The 18,185-nt window shown below is 50.8% G+C and carries 16 protein-coding genes; 3 read left to right on the forward strand and 13 right to left on the reverse strand.

All coding sequences use genetic code 11. The features are described 5' to 3' along the window. Positions 1 to 80: 80 nt before the first annotated feature. Both xylB and xylA read right to left on the reverse strand, forming a co-directional pair. Entirely contained in the window at positions 81 to 1,577 is a 1,497-nt protein-coding gene (gene xylB, locus H8B09_RS22830) for a xylulokinase (RefSeq protein ID WP_191205897.1), read from the reverse strand. A 382-nt stretch (positions 1,578 to 1,959) separates the two neighbouring features. Further along, positions 1,960 to 3,273 carry a xylose isomerase gene (gene xylA, locus H8B09_RS22835; RefSeq protein ID WP_191205898.1) on the reverse strand — a complete coding sequence of 438 codons (1,314 nt, stop codon included), beginning with the start codon at positions 3,271 to 3,273 and terminating at the stop codon, positions 1,960 to 1,962. 360 nt (positions 3,274 to 3,633) lie between these two features. Between xylA and H8B09_RS22840 the strand changes: the two genes are divergently transcribed. The 3 genes from H8B09_RS22840 to H8B09_RS22850 all read left to right on the forward strand — a co-directional run bounded on the left by H8B09_RS22840 (position 3,634) and on the right by H8B09_RS22850 (position 5,804). Then, complete coding sequence (locus tag H8B09_RS22840; RefSeq protein WP_191205899.1) at positions 3,634 to 4,806, forward strand: ROK family protein; 1,173 nt, start codon at positions 3,634 to 3,636, stop codon at positions 4,804 to 4,806. An 81-nt stretch (positions 4,807 to 4,887) separates the two neighbouring features. Then, a complete protein-coding gene (locus H8B09_RS22845; protein WP_191205900.1) occupies positions 4,888 to 5,157 on the forward strand; it encodes a hypothetical protein in 270 nt (89 codons plus the stop codon). 395 nt (positions 5,158 to 5,552) lie between these two features. Beyond that, positions 5,553 to 5,804, forward strand: a complete 252-nt coding sequence (locus tag H8B09_RS22850; RefSeq protein WP_191205901.1) for a YolD-like family protein — start codon at positions 5,553 to 5,555, stop codon at positions 5,802 to 5,804. Positions 5,805 to 5,903: 99 nt separating this feature from the next. Here the strand turns inward: H8B09_RS22850 and H8B09_RS22855 are convergent, their stop codons facing one another. From H8B09_RS22855 to H8B09_RS22905, 11 genes are all read right to left on the reverse strand, one after another. Next, positions 5,904 to 6,602 (reverse strand): ThuA domain-containing protein, encoded by a 699-nt coding sequence (locus H8B09_RS22855; protein WP_191205902.1) that lies wholly within the window; start codon positions 6,600 to 6,602, stop codon positions 5,904 to 5,906. Next, positions 6,596 to 7,336 carry an SDR family NAD(P)-dependent oxidoreductase gene (locus H8B09_RS22860; protein ID WP_191205903.1) on the reverse strand — a complete coding sequence of 247 codons (741 nt, stop codon included), beginning with the start codon at positions 7,334 to 7,336 and terminating at the stop codon, positions 6,596 to 6,598. The genes H8B09_RS22855 and H8B09_RS22860 overlap by 7 nt, the downstream gene beginning before the upstream one ends. 131 nt (positions 7,337 to 7,467) lie before the next feature. Further along, entirely contained in the window at positions 7,468 to 8,877 is a 1,410-nt protein-coding gene (locus H8B09_RS22865; protein WP_191205904.1) for an ABC transporter substrate-binding protein, read from the reverse strand. Then, entirely contained in the window at positions 8,874 to 10,286 is a 1,413-nt protein-coding gene (locus H8B09_RS22870; protein WP_224753896.1) for an ABC transporter substrate-binding protein, read from the reverse strand. Before H8B09_RS22870 ends, H8B09_RS22865 begins: the two co-directional genes overlap by 4 nt. Next, complete coding sequence (locus H8B09_RS22875; protein ID WP_224753936.1) at positions 10,283 to 11,635, reverse strand: ABC transporter substrate-binding protein; 1,353 nt, start codon at positions 11,633 to 11,635, stop codon at positions 10,283 to 10,285. Before H8B09_RS22875 ends, H8B09_RS22870 begins: the two co-directional genes overlap by 4 nt. Continuing rightward, positions 11,635 to 13,158: an ABC transporter substrate-binding protein gene (locus tag H8B09_RS22880; protein ID WP_191205907.1), complete on the reverse strand. Its 1,524-nt coding sequence runs from the start codon at positions 13,156 to 13,158 to the stop codon at positions 11,635 to 11,637. Before H8B09_RS22880 ends, H8B09_RS22875 begins: the two co-directional genes overlap by 1 nt. Beyond that, complete coding sequence (locus tag H8B09_RS22885) at positions 13,155 to 13,757, reverse strand: RNA polymerase sigma factor (protein ID WP_224753897.1); 603 nt, start codon at positions 13,755 to 13,757, stop codon at positions 13,155 to 13,157. Before H8B09_RS22885 ends, H8B09_RS22880 begins: the two co-directional genes overlap by 4 nt. 181 nt (positions 13,758 to 13,938) lie before the next feature. Next, positions 13,939 to 14,817 (reverse strand): ABC transporter ATP-binding protein, encoded by an 879-nt coding sequence (locus H8B09_RS22890; protein WP_191205908.1) that lies wholly within the window; start codon positions 14,815 to 14,817, stop codon positions 13,939 to 13,941. Further along, complete coding sequence (locus H8B09_RS22895; RefSeq protein ID WP_191205909.1) at positions 14,817 to 15,848, reverse strand: FecCD family ABC transporter permease; 1,032 nt, start codon at positions 15,846 to 15,848, stop codon at positions 14,817 to 14,819. The genes H8B09_RS22890 and H8B09_RS22895 overlap by 1 nt, the downstream gene beginning before the upstream one ends. Next, positions 15,845 to 16,885, reverse strand: coding sequence for a FecCD family ABC transporter permease (locus tag H8B09_RS22900; protein ID WP_191205910.1), 1,041 nt, complete (start codon positions 16,883 to 16,885; stop codon positions 15,845 to 15,847). The genes H8B09_RS22895 and H8B09_RS22900 overlap by 4 nt, the downstream gene beginning before the upstream one ends. Beyond that, positions 16,878 to 17,969 (reverse strand): iron-siderophore ABC transporter substrate-binding protein, encoded by a 1,092-nt coding sequence (locus H8B09_RS22905; protein WP_191205911.1) that lies wholly within the window; start codon positions 17,967 to 17,969, stop codon positions 16,878 to 16,880. The genes H8B09_RS22900 and H8B09_RS22905 overlap by 8 nt, the downstream gene beginning before the upstream one ends. Between the last annotated feature and the right edge of the window lie 216 nt (positions 17,970 to 18,185).

Genomic DNA, 18,185 nt, shown 5'->3' on the forward strand with positions numbered 1-18,185 from the left:
TTCCGTTGATAAAAATAAAAACCCGCCTCATTCATCACATTTCATAGTGATGAATGAGGCGGGTTTGTTTGTTATATTAACTAGTTGCGATATGCTGCAAGCGCTTCGTTCAGGCCGCGCGTTTGCTCATACACTTGCTGATAGATGCGGAACAGACCCGCATACGTCTCAACCGCGTCAGCGTTTGGCTCATACGATGCGCCGCGCTTCACGAATTGGTCTGCGCATGCGTCGAGGCTTGGGAACCAGCCGCAGCCATAAGCTGCGAGCATTGCTGCGCCAAGGCCAGGGCCTTGCTCGTTCTCCAGCGCAACGACCGTTGCGTTGAAGATGTCGGCTTGCATTTGCAGCCAGACAGGGTTTTGCGCGCCGCCGCCAATCGAGATCACCGTCTCGATCTTCTTGCCGGCCTTGCGGAACAGGTCGACGGACTCGTTCAGCGAGAACGTGATGCCTTCCATAACCGCACGCGCAAAATCAATACGTGTGTGCGAGCCGTCTACGCCAATGAAGCTCGCGCGGATTTGCGCGTCAGCATGCGGCGTGCGTTCGCCGACGAGGTAAGGCGTGAACAGCAGTCCGCCTGCACCTGGCTTCACTTCGCCAACGCCTTCGAGCATTTGGTTGAACGACTCGCCTGCTGCGAACGTATTTTTGAACCAGCTCAGGCTGTAGCCTGCCGCCAGTGTAACACCCATTGCGTAGAACGCATTTTCTTTACCGTGGTTGAAGAAGTGCACTTTGCCTGCGAAGTCAGCGTCCTTGTCATTCTCGTAGTTCAGAATAACGCCGGACGTACCGATGCTCGACAACGTCAAGCCTTCGGACAGGATGCCAGCGCCAATCGCGCCGCACGCGTTGTCCGCGCCGCCTGCGAATACTTTGACCGAAGCTTGCAGACCTGCGCGCTCAGCTACTGCCGGCAGCAGCGTGCCAACAAGACCGTGCGACTCTACCAGCGCAGGGCAGAACGATGCCGGAAGATCGAATGCAGCAAGCACATCATTGCTCCACTGTTTGCCTGCAACGTCAAGCAGCAGCGTGCCTGCGGCGTCGGAGTAGTCCATGTGCAGCTCGCCTGTCAGGCGGTAACGTACATAATCCTTCGGCAGCACGAACAGCTTCGCTTGCTCGAATGCTTGCGGCTCGTTCTGGCGAACCCAGAGAATCTTCGGCAGCGTGAAACCTTCCAGTGCCGGGTTGCGCGTAATGCCAAGCAGCTTATCGCCAAGCGTACGCTCGATCTCGCGGCATTGTGCCGTCGTGCGCGTGTCGTTCCACAGAATCGCGTTGCGAACGGGATTTCCTTCGCCGTCCAGCAGCACGAGACCGTGCATTTGGCCCGAGAAACTCATCCCTTCGATGTCAGCCGCATTGATGCCTGTCGAGCTGGACAGCTCCTTCAATGCTTCAATTGTACCTTCCACCCAGTCATCCGGCTTCTGTTCGCTCCAGCCGGAATGCTCGTGGAACAGCGGGTATGCGCGGGAAGCCTCGCCGCGTACGACGCCTTCCTTGTCGATCAGAAGCGCCTTAACGGCGCTTGTTCCGAGGTCGATACCGATTACATAACTCATCGTCCGTTATTCTCCCTTTTCTATAGGTAGTTCAAAAAGTCATCTTTTGATCACGAAGTGAATCAGGAAGCCTATTCGACGTCGAAGCTTGCGTTCACCCTCGGAGTCCGGAGGTTATGCTTCCGATGCAGGTTTCCGCTGGAAACCTTGTATCATGTAGGTTCTGCCTACACTCCGTTCCTCCTGAAGTTATTTGCGATACTGCAGTGTTACAACCTGCGAACAAATAACAACCACGTAAGCATACGCTTTTCAGGTTCTCGCAATCTTCTCGGTACTGAAAACCCGACTACTTGAACTTTCAATTTTCGTTCAAAAAAGCCAGCACTTATGCTGACTTTTTTGAACTTGCATATTGTTGAAGCGATAGACTCGCTTGTTATTAAACGCTGTAGATTACTTCGCTAAGCAGCAGGCGGAGACGCTCTTGACGGCCCGACTTGTTAACGATTGGGTTGTTTTGCAGTGCGTATTGCTCCAGGGAAGCAAGCGTTGCTTTACCGGATACGATGTCAGCACCGATGCCGGATTTGAAGCTAGCATAGCGGTCTTCTACTACGCTGTCGAGAACCTTGTTCTCGATCAGTTTCGCAGCTGCTTTCAGGCCCCAAGCGAAGCTGTCCATACCTGCGATGTGAGCAAGGAAGAGGTCTTCCAGTTCGAACGAACCACGGCGAACTTTCGCATCGAAGTTTACGCCGCCACGGCCCAGGCCGCCAGCTTTGAGAACTTCATACATCGTAAGCGTCGTGGAGTACAGATCCGTAGGGAACTCGTCCGTATCCCAGCCGAGGAGCATGTCGCCTTGGTTAGCGTCGAGCGAGCCCAGCATGCCGTTGATTGCAGCTACGCGGATCTCGTGCTCGAACGTGTGGCCAGCCAGTGTAGCATGGTTAGCTTCAAGGTTCAGCTTGAAGTGCTCTTTCAGGCCATAGTTTTGCAGGAACGAAATCGTCGTTGCAGCGTCGAAGTCGTATTGGTGTTTAGTAGGCTCTTTCGGCTTAGGTTCGATCAGGAATTGTGCGTCGAAGCCGATTTCTTTCGCGTAAGCGATCGACATGTGGTACAGGCGAGCGAGATTGTCCAGCTCAAGCTTCATGTCCGTGTTCAGAAGCGTTTCGTAACCTTCGCGACCGCCCCAGAATACGTAGTTTTCAGCGCCGAGCTCTTTACCTACTTCAAGGCCTTTCTTCACTTGTGCTGCAGCGTATGCGTATACGTCAGCGTTGACTGCTGTACCAGCGCCATGAACGAAGCGCGGGTTCGTGAACATGTTTTGCGTGTTCCAGAGCAGCTTTCTGCCGGACGATTTTTGGCCGTCTTTCAGCATAGCAACGATGATGTCGAGGTTTTTGTTCGTTTCTTGCAGCGTAGCGCCTTCAGGAGCGATATCGCGGTCATGGAAGCAGTAGTAAGGAAGGTTCAGCTTCTCCATGAACTCGAAGTTTGCTTCAACGCGTGCTTTAGCTTTATCAAGAGCGCTCAGGCTATCCCAAGCACGTACAGCCGTACCAGCGCCGAATGGATCCGTGCCGTCTGCAGTGAAAGTGTGCCAGTATGCTACTGCATAACGCAGGTGCTCTTCCATCGTTTTGCCGAATACGACTTCGGATGGATTGTAGTGTTTGAATGCAAGTGCATTGTCGGAGCCTTTGCCCTCGAATTTAATTGTTGGAATGTTAGCGAAATAGGACATCGTTAACGTAATCCTCCTTCAAAATGTAAGATGCATGATTGCCATGCGTTTGATTGTTGAAAGCGTTATTGCTTGTGTCTAACGACAGCATACCACTTCAGAACTTGGTTTGTCTATTAAACAAACTAAGTTTTTTAGATTTTTTTGTGCCAGCAGAATTTCTTTCGAAACATCGCAGTTACAACATCAATTCCTCAATCGAGCAATCAGACAACTTAATAACCACCACCATATACTTTTCTCATATGCAGCAAAATAAACACCCACTTAATTCGTCCCCCTCACTTCGTTTAACGACTAAACAAACTTGACGGAATATGCTACAATAGAGCTACTAATTGCTGCAGAGGATGTCATGAAATGGCGAAACCAAAACCGACAGGCGATCAAACGCTGATCAAAAAAATAAACACGGCGATCGTGCTCGATTCCGTAATGAAAGAAGGTCCTCTCTCCAGGGCGCAAATATCGGAGCGAACAGGGCTAAACAAAGCGACCGTCTCAAGCCTAGTGCTTGACCTGATGGATGCTCATCTTGTTGATGAAATCGGCCAAGGCGTATCCAACGGCGGACGCAAGCCGGTCATGCTGCTGTTCAATGCGCAGGCTGGACATGCCATTGGGATTGACCTTGGCGTCAATTATATACGCGGTGTATTAACGGACTTGCTCGGCAATGTCGTAGAGGAACGAGAATGGACAATGAAACGGCCGGACATGGCCTCCGGCTTGAAGCAGCTAGAAAACTGCATTCAGAAGCTTGTCGAGTTGGAGCCTTCAAGCAAATACGGTATCGTTGGCATCGGCATCGGCGTTCCCGGCATCGTCGATGATAAGGGCGCGATTCTGTTCGCCCCCAATTTGGCATGGGACCGCGTGGAGCTTCAACGTCTAATCGAGGAGCGATTCGGCGTGCCGGTCACGATCGACAACGAAGCGAATGCAGGCGCGCAGGGCGAACAGAAGTACGGTGCAGGCCGCGGCATTCCTCATCAAATCTATGTCAGTGTCGGCATCGGGATCGGGACAGGCATTATTCTGAACAAGGATCTGTACAAGGGGGCCTCTGGCTTCTCCGGCGAGCTTGGCCATCTATCGATTCAATATGACGGCAAGCCTTGCCGCTGCGGCAATCGCGGCTGTTGGGAGCTGTATGCCTCGGAGAATGCATTGGTGGAAAACGCAGAAGAATTAGGACTTGAAGGCGAACTTGACAGTCTAATCGCCGCAGCGGAAGCTAACGATTCACGTGCGATCGAGCTGTTCCGCAGCATCGGCGAATATCTGGGCGTCGGCATCGCAAACATCGTCAACGTTTTCAACCCGGACGTCGTCATTATCGGCAATCGGATGAGCCGGGCCAGCCGTTGGCTGGAATGCGCCGTTCAAGAATCGGTCGACCGCCGAACACTGTCGTACCATCGCGAGCGAATGCGCATTCTGTTCGCGGAGCTGCAGGACCGTTCTGCCGTACGAGGCGCGGCGTATTACGCGATCAGCACGTTCCTGCGGAAAGTGCGGAACGTGGAATAGACGCTGGATAATTGAGGTAGATTGAAACATTAGGGTTATATATGACGTCTAGTAGATATTCCATATTCAGGGAGGGATATCATGTACAAATTTCTCGCGACGTTGGTGCTCGTCATCTTCTTGTCAGGGTGCAACGGAACAAGCGGCGACGAGTTCACGATTTCGGGTAAAGTCACTGCCATCGATAAAGATAAACAGTATGTCTATGTCGATAAACAAGCGCCGATCAAATACGAGAAGTATGATGAATTAGAAATCGGCCAGCAAGTCACCTTTGTTCTTAACAACACAAACAAAGACGATGTATGGGATCCTGAAACAATAAAAGTAAAATCGTTCAAAACTCCCTGACTTCCATTCAAAGCACACGCTCGTCACCAGCCTTATATGCAGTGTCTGTCCGGCGGTTCGGGTCTTGGACTATACTAGCATCACAACGGCCAGTTGCCGGTAGAATACCGGCAACTGGCCGTTTTATTAATCTAGTATCGGAGAAATTGCATTGGATTTACATAGGTGCTGGTATCCCCTTTTTCTTTATGCTCGGACGGATCGGCTTGATTGTATTGAAGGCCTGTACATTGATCAATATATGCCTGCATGCAATGTACCCGATTGGTAGACCGGCAGGTTATAATAGAAGCAGAGTGTTCGTGCAATCGCAACCCATTAGTGAAATCGATATTTTTGCGAATAAATAGCTATTGTACAAGGCAAAACGGAGATATTCTAGGAGGACAGCAATTATGGCTAAATCAAAGGTTCCCAAACGACCTACAAGAGATGAGTTTGTGTTAGAGGAGATCGGCAATCAAATTACGGAAGCTTTCCACGAGGAGTCAACGATTCTATTGACCATCTGGGCTTGGGAAGAGCCTTTGCGCGGCAAAATCGTTCATCTCGATTCCCGAACCGGCAAGGTGCACGTTCAGACGCCGCATGAGCTTGTTAAAGTTCCGTTCATGGACATTATGAGTCTAGACTATCCAAGGGATTGAACACATATTGTTCACGCAAAAAACGCCGTCTTTCCAGCCCTCTTAGGCTAGGAAAACGGCGTTTTCTTATCATCCTATTCATACAATGATTCCGAAAAATCACCCTCTAGCCGCCCACTTCGTGGCAGCCAAGAGCAGCCGCCGCACTGCAGGATGGCTCAGCGAGTCAGCTGTATGTCCCGGCATTACGTTGATGATGCGGCCAAGCCCGTACGCCTGCGTCCAGACTGCCGGATGCAAAGCGCCTTCGTGCCCATACTGCAGCAGCACTTCGCGATCCCCATTCGGCGCATCAGCGAATTCGTAGCGGTACGGCTCCTCATCGAGCTCGAAAGACTCAATCGCTGCAAGCAGTGCTGCGGAACGATCTGCTTCTTCCGATGCAGTTGCCTCACCTTCTGTATTAGCTTTACGCGCTTCCGACACTGGAACGAACTTCAATGGTTGAAAAGGCGGATGCCCCGTAAACTTCGCGCCGAACAACGGCAGCAGCCGCTCGTGAATAGCGAGAGAAATGCCGCAGTGCAGCGACACCAGACCCCCGCCCTCCCACACATAAGCAAGCAATCCATCCGCTTGCTTCTCTGTAAGCTTCTCCGTCCAACGATCCGCGTACGAAATAATGACATCCGCATGCAGCGACGATTGTCCTTCGAGTGCATCACCGTATTCAACGACTGTCTCCACACTGAAGCTTGGAGCCAGAATCGCCGTTACATCCTGTTCAACAGCTTGTACGGGATGATAAGGCGCTTCGACGTCACCGAACAGAACGGCTCTCCCTATACCTTTTACCATGGCAGACGCGTTCCATATTCCGTTTCGATATAAGGCGGCTTGCCATCTACATCCGGCCAGTCCGATTCGTTCATGATAGCCCCAAGCACGTTTGCTGCGGACTGCTCAATCGTCAGTCGAGCGGTCGTGTTCAGTTCGCCGTGCATATAGCTCTGAACCCAGCCCGGATGCAGCACGAGCACGCGTCCGCCCAGCGGCTTCAATTGGTTATGAATGAGAGCCGACTGCATGTTTACTGCCGCCTTCGACATGCAATAAGCGTACCAGCTATCTCGGCCGCAAGCGCCGACGCTTCCCGCTTCCGATGATATGTTCGCAACAATCGGACGCTCCGACTTCAGCAGCAGCTTGCCGAACATTTGGGTTACGCGCAACGGCCCCAATGTGTTCACATTGAGAACCTGCTGCATTTCTGCAAAATCAAGCTCGTCCGGCAGCTGTTTATCAATATCACCCAGAATGCCAGCGTTGTTAACGATGAGATCGATATGATCCGTCCAGCCGGAAGCCTTCGCTGCCGCCGCTCTTACTCTATCATCGCTGCCAATATCCAAATCATCTATAAGGAGCAGGCGTCCTTCTACCTGCTTCTCCAACTGTTTCAGTTCCTCTGGAACTTGTCCATGCACGCCAGCAATCACGCGCCAACCTTGTTCCAGCAGCCCTTTTGCCAAGCCGAAGCCAAGCCCTCGTCCAGCTCCAGTCACTACTGCTGTCCCTTTATGTATCGCCATGATCAACCGCTCCTTTATGATCGATGTAGAGGTTGCACTTTCATGGCTACATTGTAGCACAATGCTGCTGGCATATTAGGTACAAAATCAACGGACTTTCACGCTTAGCCCAACAAATAGAGGATCGATCATCATTTTTTCTTAAGCTCGCGATCAAGAAGCTGCTGTCCTTGCGTCTGCATCTGTTCGATCATTTGCTCGAAGGTTTGCTTGTCCATCATCGTATTCGAGACTTCCTTATTAATCATGTCTGCCATCTCACTAGATGCAGAATTAGATAACTTCCCATAGTCCGAAGGCAAGTTAGAAGGCATTTGCCGATAGATGGACTTAATGATCGGATCCTTCGCATAGTCCGCATAAGTGATGTTGCTAGGAATGGCATTATCACTAGAGCCATCCTGGGTAAATCCAGCTCTTACCTTCGCAACATAGTCCCCCATAATAAAAGCGATGACATCCCAGCCTACTTGTGCCATTGGAGTGCCTGCACGTAAACTCATCGTAAATCCGGGATATATACTAAAACTTCTTGTCCTCGTAGCCTCATCGACAGGCGCTCCCACAGCACCTAACTTAAACGGCACATCCTGATAGGCCCGATAACTGCCAACTACCATTCCGGCGCGTCCTTCAGTGAACAAATCTGTTTGTCCGGGCTCACCGTACGAAGCAATCGGCTGTTCACCGTTACCTTCCTCCATACCCAATTCGAATGTCCCGCTCTTATAAGCCTCGATAGCCGTTCGATACACATGCTGCCAGGCAGGCATATTCACCGTCATGACCCCAGTAGATACACGATAGGGGTAAGTGCCCAACTGGTCTGTCATTCCGATCAAGTTGGCGAGCCCGCTTGGTCCCGGAAATGCCGGTAGAAAACCGATTGCCTTCTCCCCTTCCGAGCTGCTGGACTGTGTCACACGCTGTGCCAGCTGTAAAATTTCAGCCCAGGTCATCCCGTCTTGCGGGAGCCCGATACCAAGCCGATTGAACAAATCTTCATTGTAGAACAACAGTTGCCCACGAAGATTAGGCGTCAACGCGTAGAGCGCCCCGTCTCTGTTCTGCTTCATCTGTTCTATAATGCCAGGGTGAATATGCTGCTCCAGATTGTTATCCTCTGACAAATAAACCGACAAATCGCTCAGCAGCCCTTCGTCTGCGAGAGCTTTATACATGGAATCGTCACCTAGCAGGATTAAATCCGGCTGCTCGCTAGCAATCAATTCCTTCATTCGCTTCAGGCGCTCTTCGCGTGGCAATGCGTAATCCATTGCATCGGAAGTAGAGCTCACTTGAACCTCAAGATTCGGAAACGCTGCGTTAATATAATCGCCGTACTCCATACTGAAGCTCCACTCACTGCTGTCCATCACTTTCAGAACCTGCTTCTCCGCCGTCTCTCCCTTATCTTCCGTACAGCCTGTCAAACCAGCCAGCACCAACATAGCACTTAGCATTAACACCAACAGTCGATATGTTCCGTGATAGCCGTGCAATTGTCCTCCCAACGACAACGCTACTCGCTTCTGTTTCATTTCTTCTGCTCCTTACCCCTTGCCTTCGCTGTATCCAGAAGCTGCTGACCTTGCTTCTGCATCCGCTTCAGCATGGTTTCCTCGGTCTGGTTGTCAGCCAACACATCGCCGATCTCCCGCTTCAACATGCTGTTCAAGTTATCATAGAACGATAAATCGACAGCCATGTAGTCGTCGGGTGGTGTAATTGCCGGCATCTGCTTATATAGATCCGCTGCGCTATCATCTTTCGTCACCTGTGCGTAGGATAGACGGACAGGCAAGCCAAAATTAGTCATTTGCTGAATCGATATCTTAGCGACATAATCACTGGTCATGAACTGGATGAAGTTCCAGGCAGCTTGTGCCTTCGGCGAACCAGCGCGTACCGCCAGCTTCACATTTGCATTAAAACCGTTGCTGCGCAATCGCGTCGCAGAATCGACTGGTGCATTAACAGCGCCAAGCTTGAATGAAACCTTGCTCGCATCGAATGCTCCATAGCTGTTTGTCGTCATCGCCGCTTTGCCTTGGCCGAATAGATCTGCTGAAGCCGTCGCTGCCTGATCGTAATATTCCATTCCATCAGCATTTACTTTGCCTTTCGGTACGATTGAGCGAAACGTTCCATCCTTATAGTAGGACAAGATTGTATGCAAGACCTGCTTCCAGGCAGAGGTGTCGATAGTCATTCTCCTTGTACCTATCCGATACATCGATAAGCCCTCCGTCCCGCCAATCCGATTAGCGAGTTCCACCGGTCCAGAGTAGGGTTCATAGTAGCCAATTGGACCATCCTTTGATTCGGATGCAGATGTAAATCGGTTAGCGAGATGAAGCACCTCTTCCCATGTCATGCCATCATGCGGCAGATCGATACCGTACTCCTGAAACAAATCCGCATTATAATATAGCATCGATGCCAAGAATCCAGTTGCCATCCCGTAAGGCAGGCCATCCCGATTCTGCTTCATGAGCTCAAGAACGCCGGGATGAATCTGTTCATCCGTTATTCCTGACGATTGCATATAAGGAGATAGATCAGTCAGCAAGCCTGCATCCGCCAGAAACCGATAGGTACTATTATCCCGAATGACGACTAGATCCGGCTGTTCCTGCTCCAAGAGCTGCTTCCACCGTCTGGTCTGCTCTTCCGTAGATACCTGATAATCGGAAGCCGTCCCGGTTGAAATAAACTGAATGCTCGTATTCGGATAGAATGAATTCAAGTAATCGCCATATAGGATGTTGAAATTATTCTCATCCCAATCGGCAACCTTCAACTCATCAGGCTGTTTCACTGGCTCTTGTTCGTCTGAGCATCCTACCATCACCAACATAGCAATTAGCATTAACACCAACAGTCGATACGCTCCGTGACGGCCCTGTAATTGCCCTCCCGACGACAACGCTAATCCCTTCCGTCTCATTTCTTCTGCTCCTTAGCCTTTGCTGCGTCCAGCAACTGCTGACCTTGCTCCTGCATCCGCTTCAGCATCGCTTCCTCGGACTGCTTGTCTGCCAAAGTATCACTGATCTCTTGTTTAATCATGCTATAGAACCCATCATAGAAAGATGTATCTATGCCTGTTCTATCATCAGGTGGCGTAATGGCCGGCATCTGTTTATAGAGTCCCGCCGCGGCTTCGTTCTTCGTAAATTGTCCGTAGGAAATACGGCTCGGTACGCCAAAGTCATTCGCTTGCTGTGCCGACACCTTCGCCACATAGTCGCTGACCATGAAATCAATAAAGCCCCAGACAGCTTGCGCTTTCGACGAGCCTGCACGGACTGCGAGCACATGGTTCGCGTAGAAGTCGCCGCTTCGAGATCTCGTAGAGGTGTCGACAGGAGGATTCACCGAACCCAGCTTGAACTTCACATTGCTGAATGATCCATAATATCCGATTGTCATGGCTGCCCGGCCTTTGCTGAACCAATCCGCCGAGATAGTCGCCTCTTGATCGTAATAAGTAGTTCCGTCGGTGCTTACTTTGCCTTCCGGCGTGAACGAACGGAATGTTCCATCCTTGTAATGCGACAACACGGTGTGGAATACTTGCTGCCATGCCGTTGTATCGAGCGTCACCTTCCCAGTGTTCAACCTATACATCGACAAGCCCTCTGTACCGGCTACCTGCATGGAGAGCTCCATCGGACCCGAATAGGATTGATAGTAACCAATCGGAGCATCCGCCGAAGCAGAAGCTGCAGTAAATCGGTAGGCTAGCTGCAGCAGCTCTTCCCAAGTCATGCCATCATGCGGCAGATCAATGCCATACTCTCGGAATAAGTCCTCATTGTAATACAGCTTCGATGCCGAGAATACAGTAGCCATCCCATAAGGCAAACTGTCGCGGTTCTGATTCATCAACTCGAGAACGCCGGGATGGATCTGCTCTGCTACGCCTGATGACTTCATATAAGGGGTCAAATCCGACAATAAACCTTCATCAGCCAGCACATGATAAGTCTCGCTATCTCGGAGGACAATGAGATCTGGCTGCTCATTCTGGATGAGCTGCTTCCATCGTTTGGCCCGCTCCTCGAACGATACCCGATAGTCCGATGCGTCATTGGCAGAAATAAACTGAATTTGTGTATTCGGATAAACGGCATTCAGGTAGTCTCCGTACATGGAGTAGAAATTCATTTCATCCACATCGGCTACCTTTAGCACGTCCGGCTGCTTCGCCTGCTCTTCTCCGTCCGAGCATCCTGACAGCATCAGCAGAGTGGATAGCACAACAACGATTGTCGCTATCCCCCATCGGCGCATCACGACTTCTCCTTCTGCGCATTCAGTGCATCTTGCTGTGCATGCTGCTCGAGTTTTTCTTTCAATTGAACGAGAGCCTGATCTACTGATAGCGTGCCGGCAATTACTTCCTCCAACAACGGCTTGCTGTCCTGAAAAGCGTAGCCCGCAAGCGTATTGCTCATCGGCGAACCATCTGCTGCATTCTGCCAATCCTGCGGCAGTTCCAGCTTGTTCTGATAGAACGCGGCAATCTGTTCCTCGCCGAACTTCTGCTGTGCATCAGACTGACGAATTGGGGTCTTACTCATCCCCGTGCCGATCAACCGCTTGGCGAATTCAGAGCCATTCATGAACTTGACCATTTCCCAAGCCGCCTTCTCGCTGCTTGCAGTCGAAGATACCGCATAAATCTCAAGAAGATGGAAAGAAGATATTTGATCGCCAGGAACCGGTATCGTGATCCACTTCTGGTCATCTTTCCATGCGGACTGTATTTGCGAAACGTAATACCCGCTTGTCACAACCATCGCCGCATCGCCCTTGAGGAACGGATCCGATGGCGTGAACGACTCCACCTTTGACTTGCTGTCCGATGTCTTATCTCTATAAATCCAGCCGTCCTTATAGCCGTTCGTAATCTTCGTCCACAGCTCTGCCCAAGCGGGCGTATCAATCGTTACCTGTTTGCCGCCTTGCGTATCGGTCTGCAGTCCAGTTGCTTGTGCAATATCGTCAACCAAGGCGCTTGGATTGTCGCCAAATGACGAGGAAACGAGCCCCGCCGTACCCGTTCCCTGGAACCTCGCCGCCGTATCCAGCAGTTCATCCCAAGTCATCCCTGCATGAGGCAGCGGAATGCCGTTCTTCTCGAACAGCTCCTTATTAATAAACACAGCGTCCGTCTGGAAGGCTGGCGTCAAGCCGTACAATTGACCGCCCCCGTATTGGCGTAAAATATCGATGACCGGCTCGTACATCGCATCGACGTCTACCGCATCACTTTTGATAAGCGTATCTAGAGGCTTGAGCTTTCCCGCTTTTGCCAACTCATAGTATTGCTGCAGGCTAAGCCGAAGCACATCCGGGTTCTCTTTATCTACCCATTCCAGCAGCTCTTTGCCTTGGTAGATCTTGTCCGGCATCTGCGCCGTCTCCACGGTTACGGTTGGATGATGCAGCAGGAATGGCCGCGCATACTGCATATTGTTAAAGTTGTCATACTGGCCTACCATAACCTTCAACGTCGCGTTCTCATCAGCCAGCACATCGTTCTGCAGCGCGGCCGGAACACCATCCATCCCGCTTGGCTTTTGCTTCAGCAATGAGCCAATATCGTCTCTTAACAGCCAGCCGCCACCAAGCACAATGACTACGGACGTTAGCGCTGCCGCTGTCCGAAACCAACGGTTCCGCTTATTATTTTGCTGCTCCATACGGATTCGTTCCCTCACTTTATTCTGAATGTCTGAGGTGAATCCGTGATTGCGCGTCGGCTGTCCTGACAGTTGTTTCTCCCACTGTTCCTGGTACTGCCCGCTCATGTCCACTCCTCCTCGCCGTACGCGGCTGACTCATCAAGCTGCTTGAATCTGCGGCTTGCCTGCTCCCGCGCACGGAACAGTCTCGACTTGACTGTGCCTTCGGATACGCCGAGCATCTGCGCAATTTCTTTCATCTGTAGGCCATGATGGGCAGACAACAGCAGCACTTCGCGCAGCTTAGCCGGCAAGTCGAGCACAATGGACCAACTCTCGTGGACAAGCTCGCGATCAAGTGCTTCACGTTCGGCAGAGGGATGAATATCGGTTGTCAGCAGACGCTGCGGCAGCAGCATAACACGCCGCAGCCACGACGAGCGCATGGCGTCTAATGCCGTATTGCGCGTAATCGCAAGCAGCCAAGTGCGTACGGACGACTCGCCTCGGTAGGAGTAAAGCTTCTCATATACTTTGACGAACACATCCTGCGCAATATCATCGGCTAGCTCGCGACTGCGCGTCAGGAATAAAGCATAGTTCCAGACGTCACGCCCGTACGCTTTCATAAGCTCGTCCAGCACTGCTGACCGATCCAGCCCATCTTGCACATGCTCCAAATATTCGAAAGACAACACATTCACCTCGACAAGTAGACGTTTCATAGCGGGGATAGTTCCCTATTTTGTCAAAAAACATTATAAAGTTTAATAGCGTAAATAGATAGAGATGCGGCACTTCCATCATAGTCTCTTATTCTTGGAACAAAACAACAAAAGATCCCCAAGCGCCTGCCGCATGCAGATTGCACGACAGAACTTGAGGAGCATCAATAAAGACTTCTTATTAATAGCTAAGAACAGGACTCTCCGGAATGACTGGACCTTCAGCATCAGCTGGTTTCACATTCTCTACCGGTTTCACAGCATTCACATGATGCCGTCCGATTGGCACGATCAGCGGCGTACCGGATACCGGATCTTGAATAACCGTGCTATCCATGCCGAAAATATCTTTCACGAGCTCACTTGTAATTACCTTCGACGGCTCGCCCTCTGCCACCAACTTGCCCTGACGCAGGGCAAAGATATGATCCGCATAACGAGAGGACAGATTGATGTCATGAAGCACCATGACGATCGTCGTTCCGCGCTTGCGGTTAAGGTCCGTGAGCAGATCAAGAATTTCGACCTGATACGTAATATCCAAGAAGGTAGTTGGCTCGTCGAGGAACAAAATATCGGTCTGCTGCGCCAGCGCCATCGCAATCCAGACACGCTGCCGTTGACCGCCCGACAACTCGTCGATATTTTGATTTGCCAGTTCGGTAATCTTCATAATCTCCATCGCTTCAGCGACAGCCTCGTAATCCTTCTTCGACCAACCGCTGAACAGCGTTTGATGCGGAAACCGTCCGCGGCCAACCAAGTCCGCAACCGAAATGCCCTCCGGAACGATCGGCGATTGCGGGAGCAATCCGAGCACACGTGCCAGCTGCTTCGGCGGGATCTTGTCGATCTGCTTGCCGTCGAGCGTAATGCTGCCCGAAGTTGGCTTAATGAGTCTAGCCAGCGTCTTCAGCAGCGTCGACTTGCCGCAGGCATTCGCCCCTATAATGACGCTTATTCGGTTACTCGGTATCGACAGGCTTATGCCTTGGACAATCGTCTTATTCTCATAGCCCGAAACCGTCTGTTCCGCTTGAAACGTATGTGTCGCCTTCATTATAAGTCTCCCTTCCGATTCATTCGGATTAGCAAGTAGATCAAATACGGTGCTCCGAGTATACCGGTTATGATCCCTACTGGGAATCTAGTCTCAAAAGCAAATTGACCGATAAGATCTGATGCCAATACCAGAATAACGCCGACAAGACCGGCAGGAACAGCGCCTGAGAAGCCCGCTCCTACTAACCGTTTGGCAATCGGACCCGAGAGAAATGCAACGAAAGCAATTGGACCTGTAACAGCAGTGGCAAGCGCAATCATGATGACAGAGCTCACGATTAGTGCCACCCTGGTCTTATCCGTGCTAACGCCTAGAGAAGAAGCCGATTGTTCGCCAAGCTCCAATATACTCAAGTGTTTCCCCAGCATAATAACGATAGGCGCGAAGATAACAATCGCTGCAACAAGCGATGGGAGTTCCTCCATCTGCGTGCCATTGAGACTGCCGCTTAACCATCGGAGCGCTGCCGGTATATCTTGTTGAGCCCCTACGAGCAACAGATAGGATACAAACGCATCGAGCATGGCCTGAATGCCGATCCCTACCAGAATGATCCGCCCGATCGAGAAGGTTCTGCCTCGGGATAAGAAATAGATAAGGATCACCGTTGCTAGGCCAGCAATGACCGAAGCAAAAGAAACAACCGTATCGCTAGTATGAAGAACAATGATACAGAATACAGCTGCCGCACCGGAACCTGAAGTAATTCCGATGACATTGGGGTTCGCCAGCGGGTTGCGCAGCATCGTCTGAAACGTATGCCCCGCAATGCCAAAGGCGAATCCAGCCATAAGACCTGCCAGCATTCTCGGCAAACGTATCGTATTCACGGCGAAAGAAACGCCCTTAATCTTCTCCCCCGTAAGTGCACGAAGGACATCTTTGACTGGATAGATCGTATTCCCAAGCATAAGCATCGCGCAGCACAGCACGACTGCTAATACCGCAAGTATGCTGGTTACGACCACCCATCGACGGCGACGTTGACGTCTTCCTTCCATAATATAAGCAATTGTATTGGTTGTCATAATGAACGCACTTTCGCTCTCATAGCTAATAGAATCAATATCGGAGCACCGACGAATGCGGTGACAACGCCGACTTCAAGCTCTCCAGGGCTGCCGACGAGCCTGCCGATCACATCCGATAACGTCAAGATGATCGCTCCAGACAACGCCGACATGGGGATAACAAATCGCAGATCAGAACCAAGGACAAGACGCATGACATGCGTGGCTAACAATCCAATAAAACCGATCGGTCCTGCCAAAGCCGTCGTTGCCCCGCACAACAGAACGCCTGCAAGAGCGGCGCTTAACCGCAATGTTCCGGTACGAACGCCTAAACCAGTAGCGACTTCGTCTCCCAATGCCAGAGCATTGAGTGCTGGCGCAGCGATAAATCCGATCAATAATCCGACGACTAGGAACGGGATGAACGTCCCGATAACACTCCAATTGCCGGACCCAATGCTCCCTACCTGCCAGAATCTGAACTGATCCATGACATAGGAGCGTGGGATCATAATGGCGCTGACCAAGGAAGAAAGGGCGGCGCTTGTGGCGGCTCCTGCCAAAATAAGCTTAAGGGGCGTGGCGCCGCCACGTCCCATTGAGCCGATTCCAAATACGAAAACTGCGGTGATCATAGCTCCCGCTAATGCTAACCAAATATATTGATGCGCGGTCGTTATGTTCAAGAACGCAATCCCACAAACAACAAACAACGATGCCCCTGTATTGACGCCCAATATGCTTGGGTCAGCGATCGGGTTTCGAGTAACCGCCTGCATAAGCGATCCAGATACGCCTAATGCTGCTCCGCAGAACAATCCGAAGACCGTTCGCGAAATCCGCTTGTGCACGACGATCGCTCCATACGAATCGGCGTTCGGGTGGAACAACCCGTCAATCAGATCATTCCACCCCACCACGCGAGATCCGAACACAAGTGAAGCAAGCACACATAGAGCAAGCAGGATCATGCCTCCTGCCAATACTTTCGTAAAATGCTTCGGGACATGCAGGCTTACCTGTTTGTTGGTTGATTCCGCTGTACTAGCCATTAATCTTGCTGATAGCTCCGTCAATCAGGCCCAAATACTCGTCAATCGTGTATGCAATCGACAGTGGGTTCGGGTTGCCGGATGCTGCGAGCGGCGTACCGTTACCAATGAATACAACGGAACCGCGTTGGATTGCCGGGATTTTGCCAAGCAGTGGATCTGCTTTAACTGCTTGATACAAGCTGTCATCGCCGTAACCAATAATGATATCCGCGTCGTTGAGGAGATCTGCATTCTCAGCGCTCAAGTTTAAGGAATAGCTGGTTGCATCCGTCATTTGCTTCGTTACACTTTCAGGATACTCCATGCCAAGCTCTTCCAAGAACGAGCCACGTGGATCTACTGGTGTATAGATGTGGAACTTAGATAGGTCTGTGGCAGAGAAATTCGCCCATACGACTTTCTTGCCCTTCATATTCGGATACTTGCTTGCCTTATCTGCAATGAGTTTCTCCGTATCTTTAATCAGCTGTTCGCCTTCTCTTTCCATACCCATGCCTTTAGCATTGTAGAGAACTTGCTCACGCCATGTCGTTACCCAAGGCTGCGATTGGTATGCAACAACTGGAGCGATTTTGCTCAGCGTATCGTAGTCTTCTTGCGTGATACCGGAGTAAGCGGCAAGAATAACATCCGGGTTGGCATCCGAGATTGCTTCGAAATCAAGACCGTCCGTATCTTGGAAAATGTTTGGCTTATCTGCACCGAGTTCTTTCAGCTTATCAGCCGTCCAAGGCAGCAATCCGCTGTCATCTTGTACACCATAGTTCGCCGCCGAGAAGCCTACTGGAACTACACCAAGCGCAAGAGCAACGTCATGATTCGCCCATTGAATCGTTACAACACGTTCAGGCTTGCTTGGAATGACTGTCTCGCCAAAAGCATGCTTGATCGTAATCGGATATTGCGTATCTGAAGCCGTTCCCTCTGTTGTTGTCGTATCCGTGTTTGCCGTATCACCCGTCTTCGCAGTTGAATCAGTTGAAGAATCAGACTTGTTGGACGAACAACCAGCAAGCGCGATGATAAGTACGAGCGAGAGAATAATCAATGTGCTTAAAGAGTTCTTACGTTTAATATTCATTGGACATACCCTTCCCTTATATAAAGTTGATTTCCGATGATAATGATTATCAACGTCACTATAAAGGGTGTGAGAATGATTGTCAATATAATCATGTGATAAAAACCACATTTAGCCGTATTCGCGCGTCTCGATTAATTACGACATTCATCGCTTTCCCAGCATTAAATCACTCAATAGCTTCATTTGCAGGAAGGATTTGGATGAATTTTTATC

It is taken from the genome of Paenibacillus terricola, assembly GCF_014779765.1.
Classification (GTDB): Bacteria; Bacillota; Bacilli; order Paenibacillales; family Paenibacillaceae; genus Paenibacillus_T; species Paenibacillus_T terricola.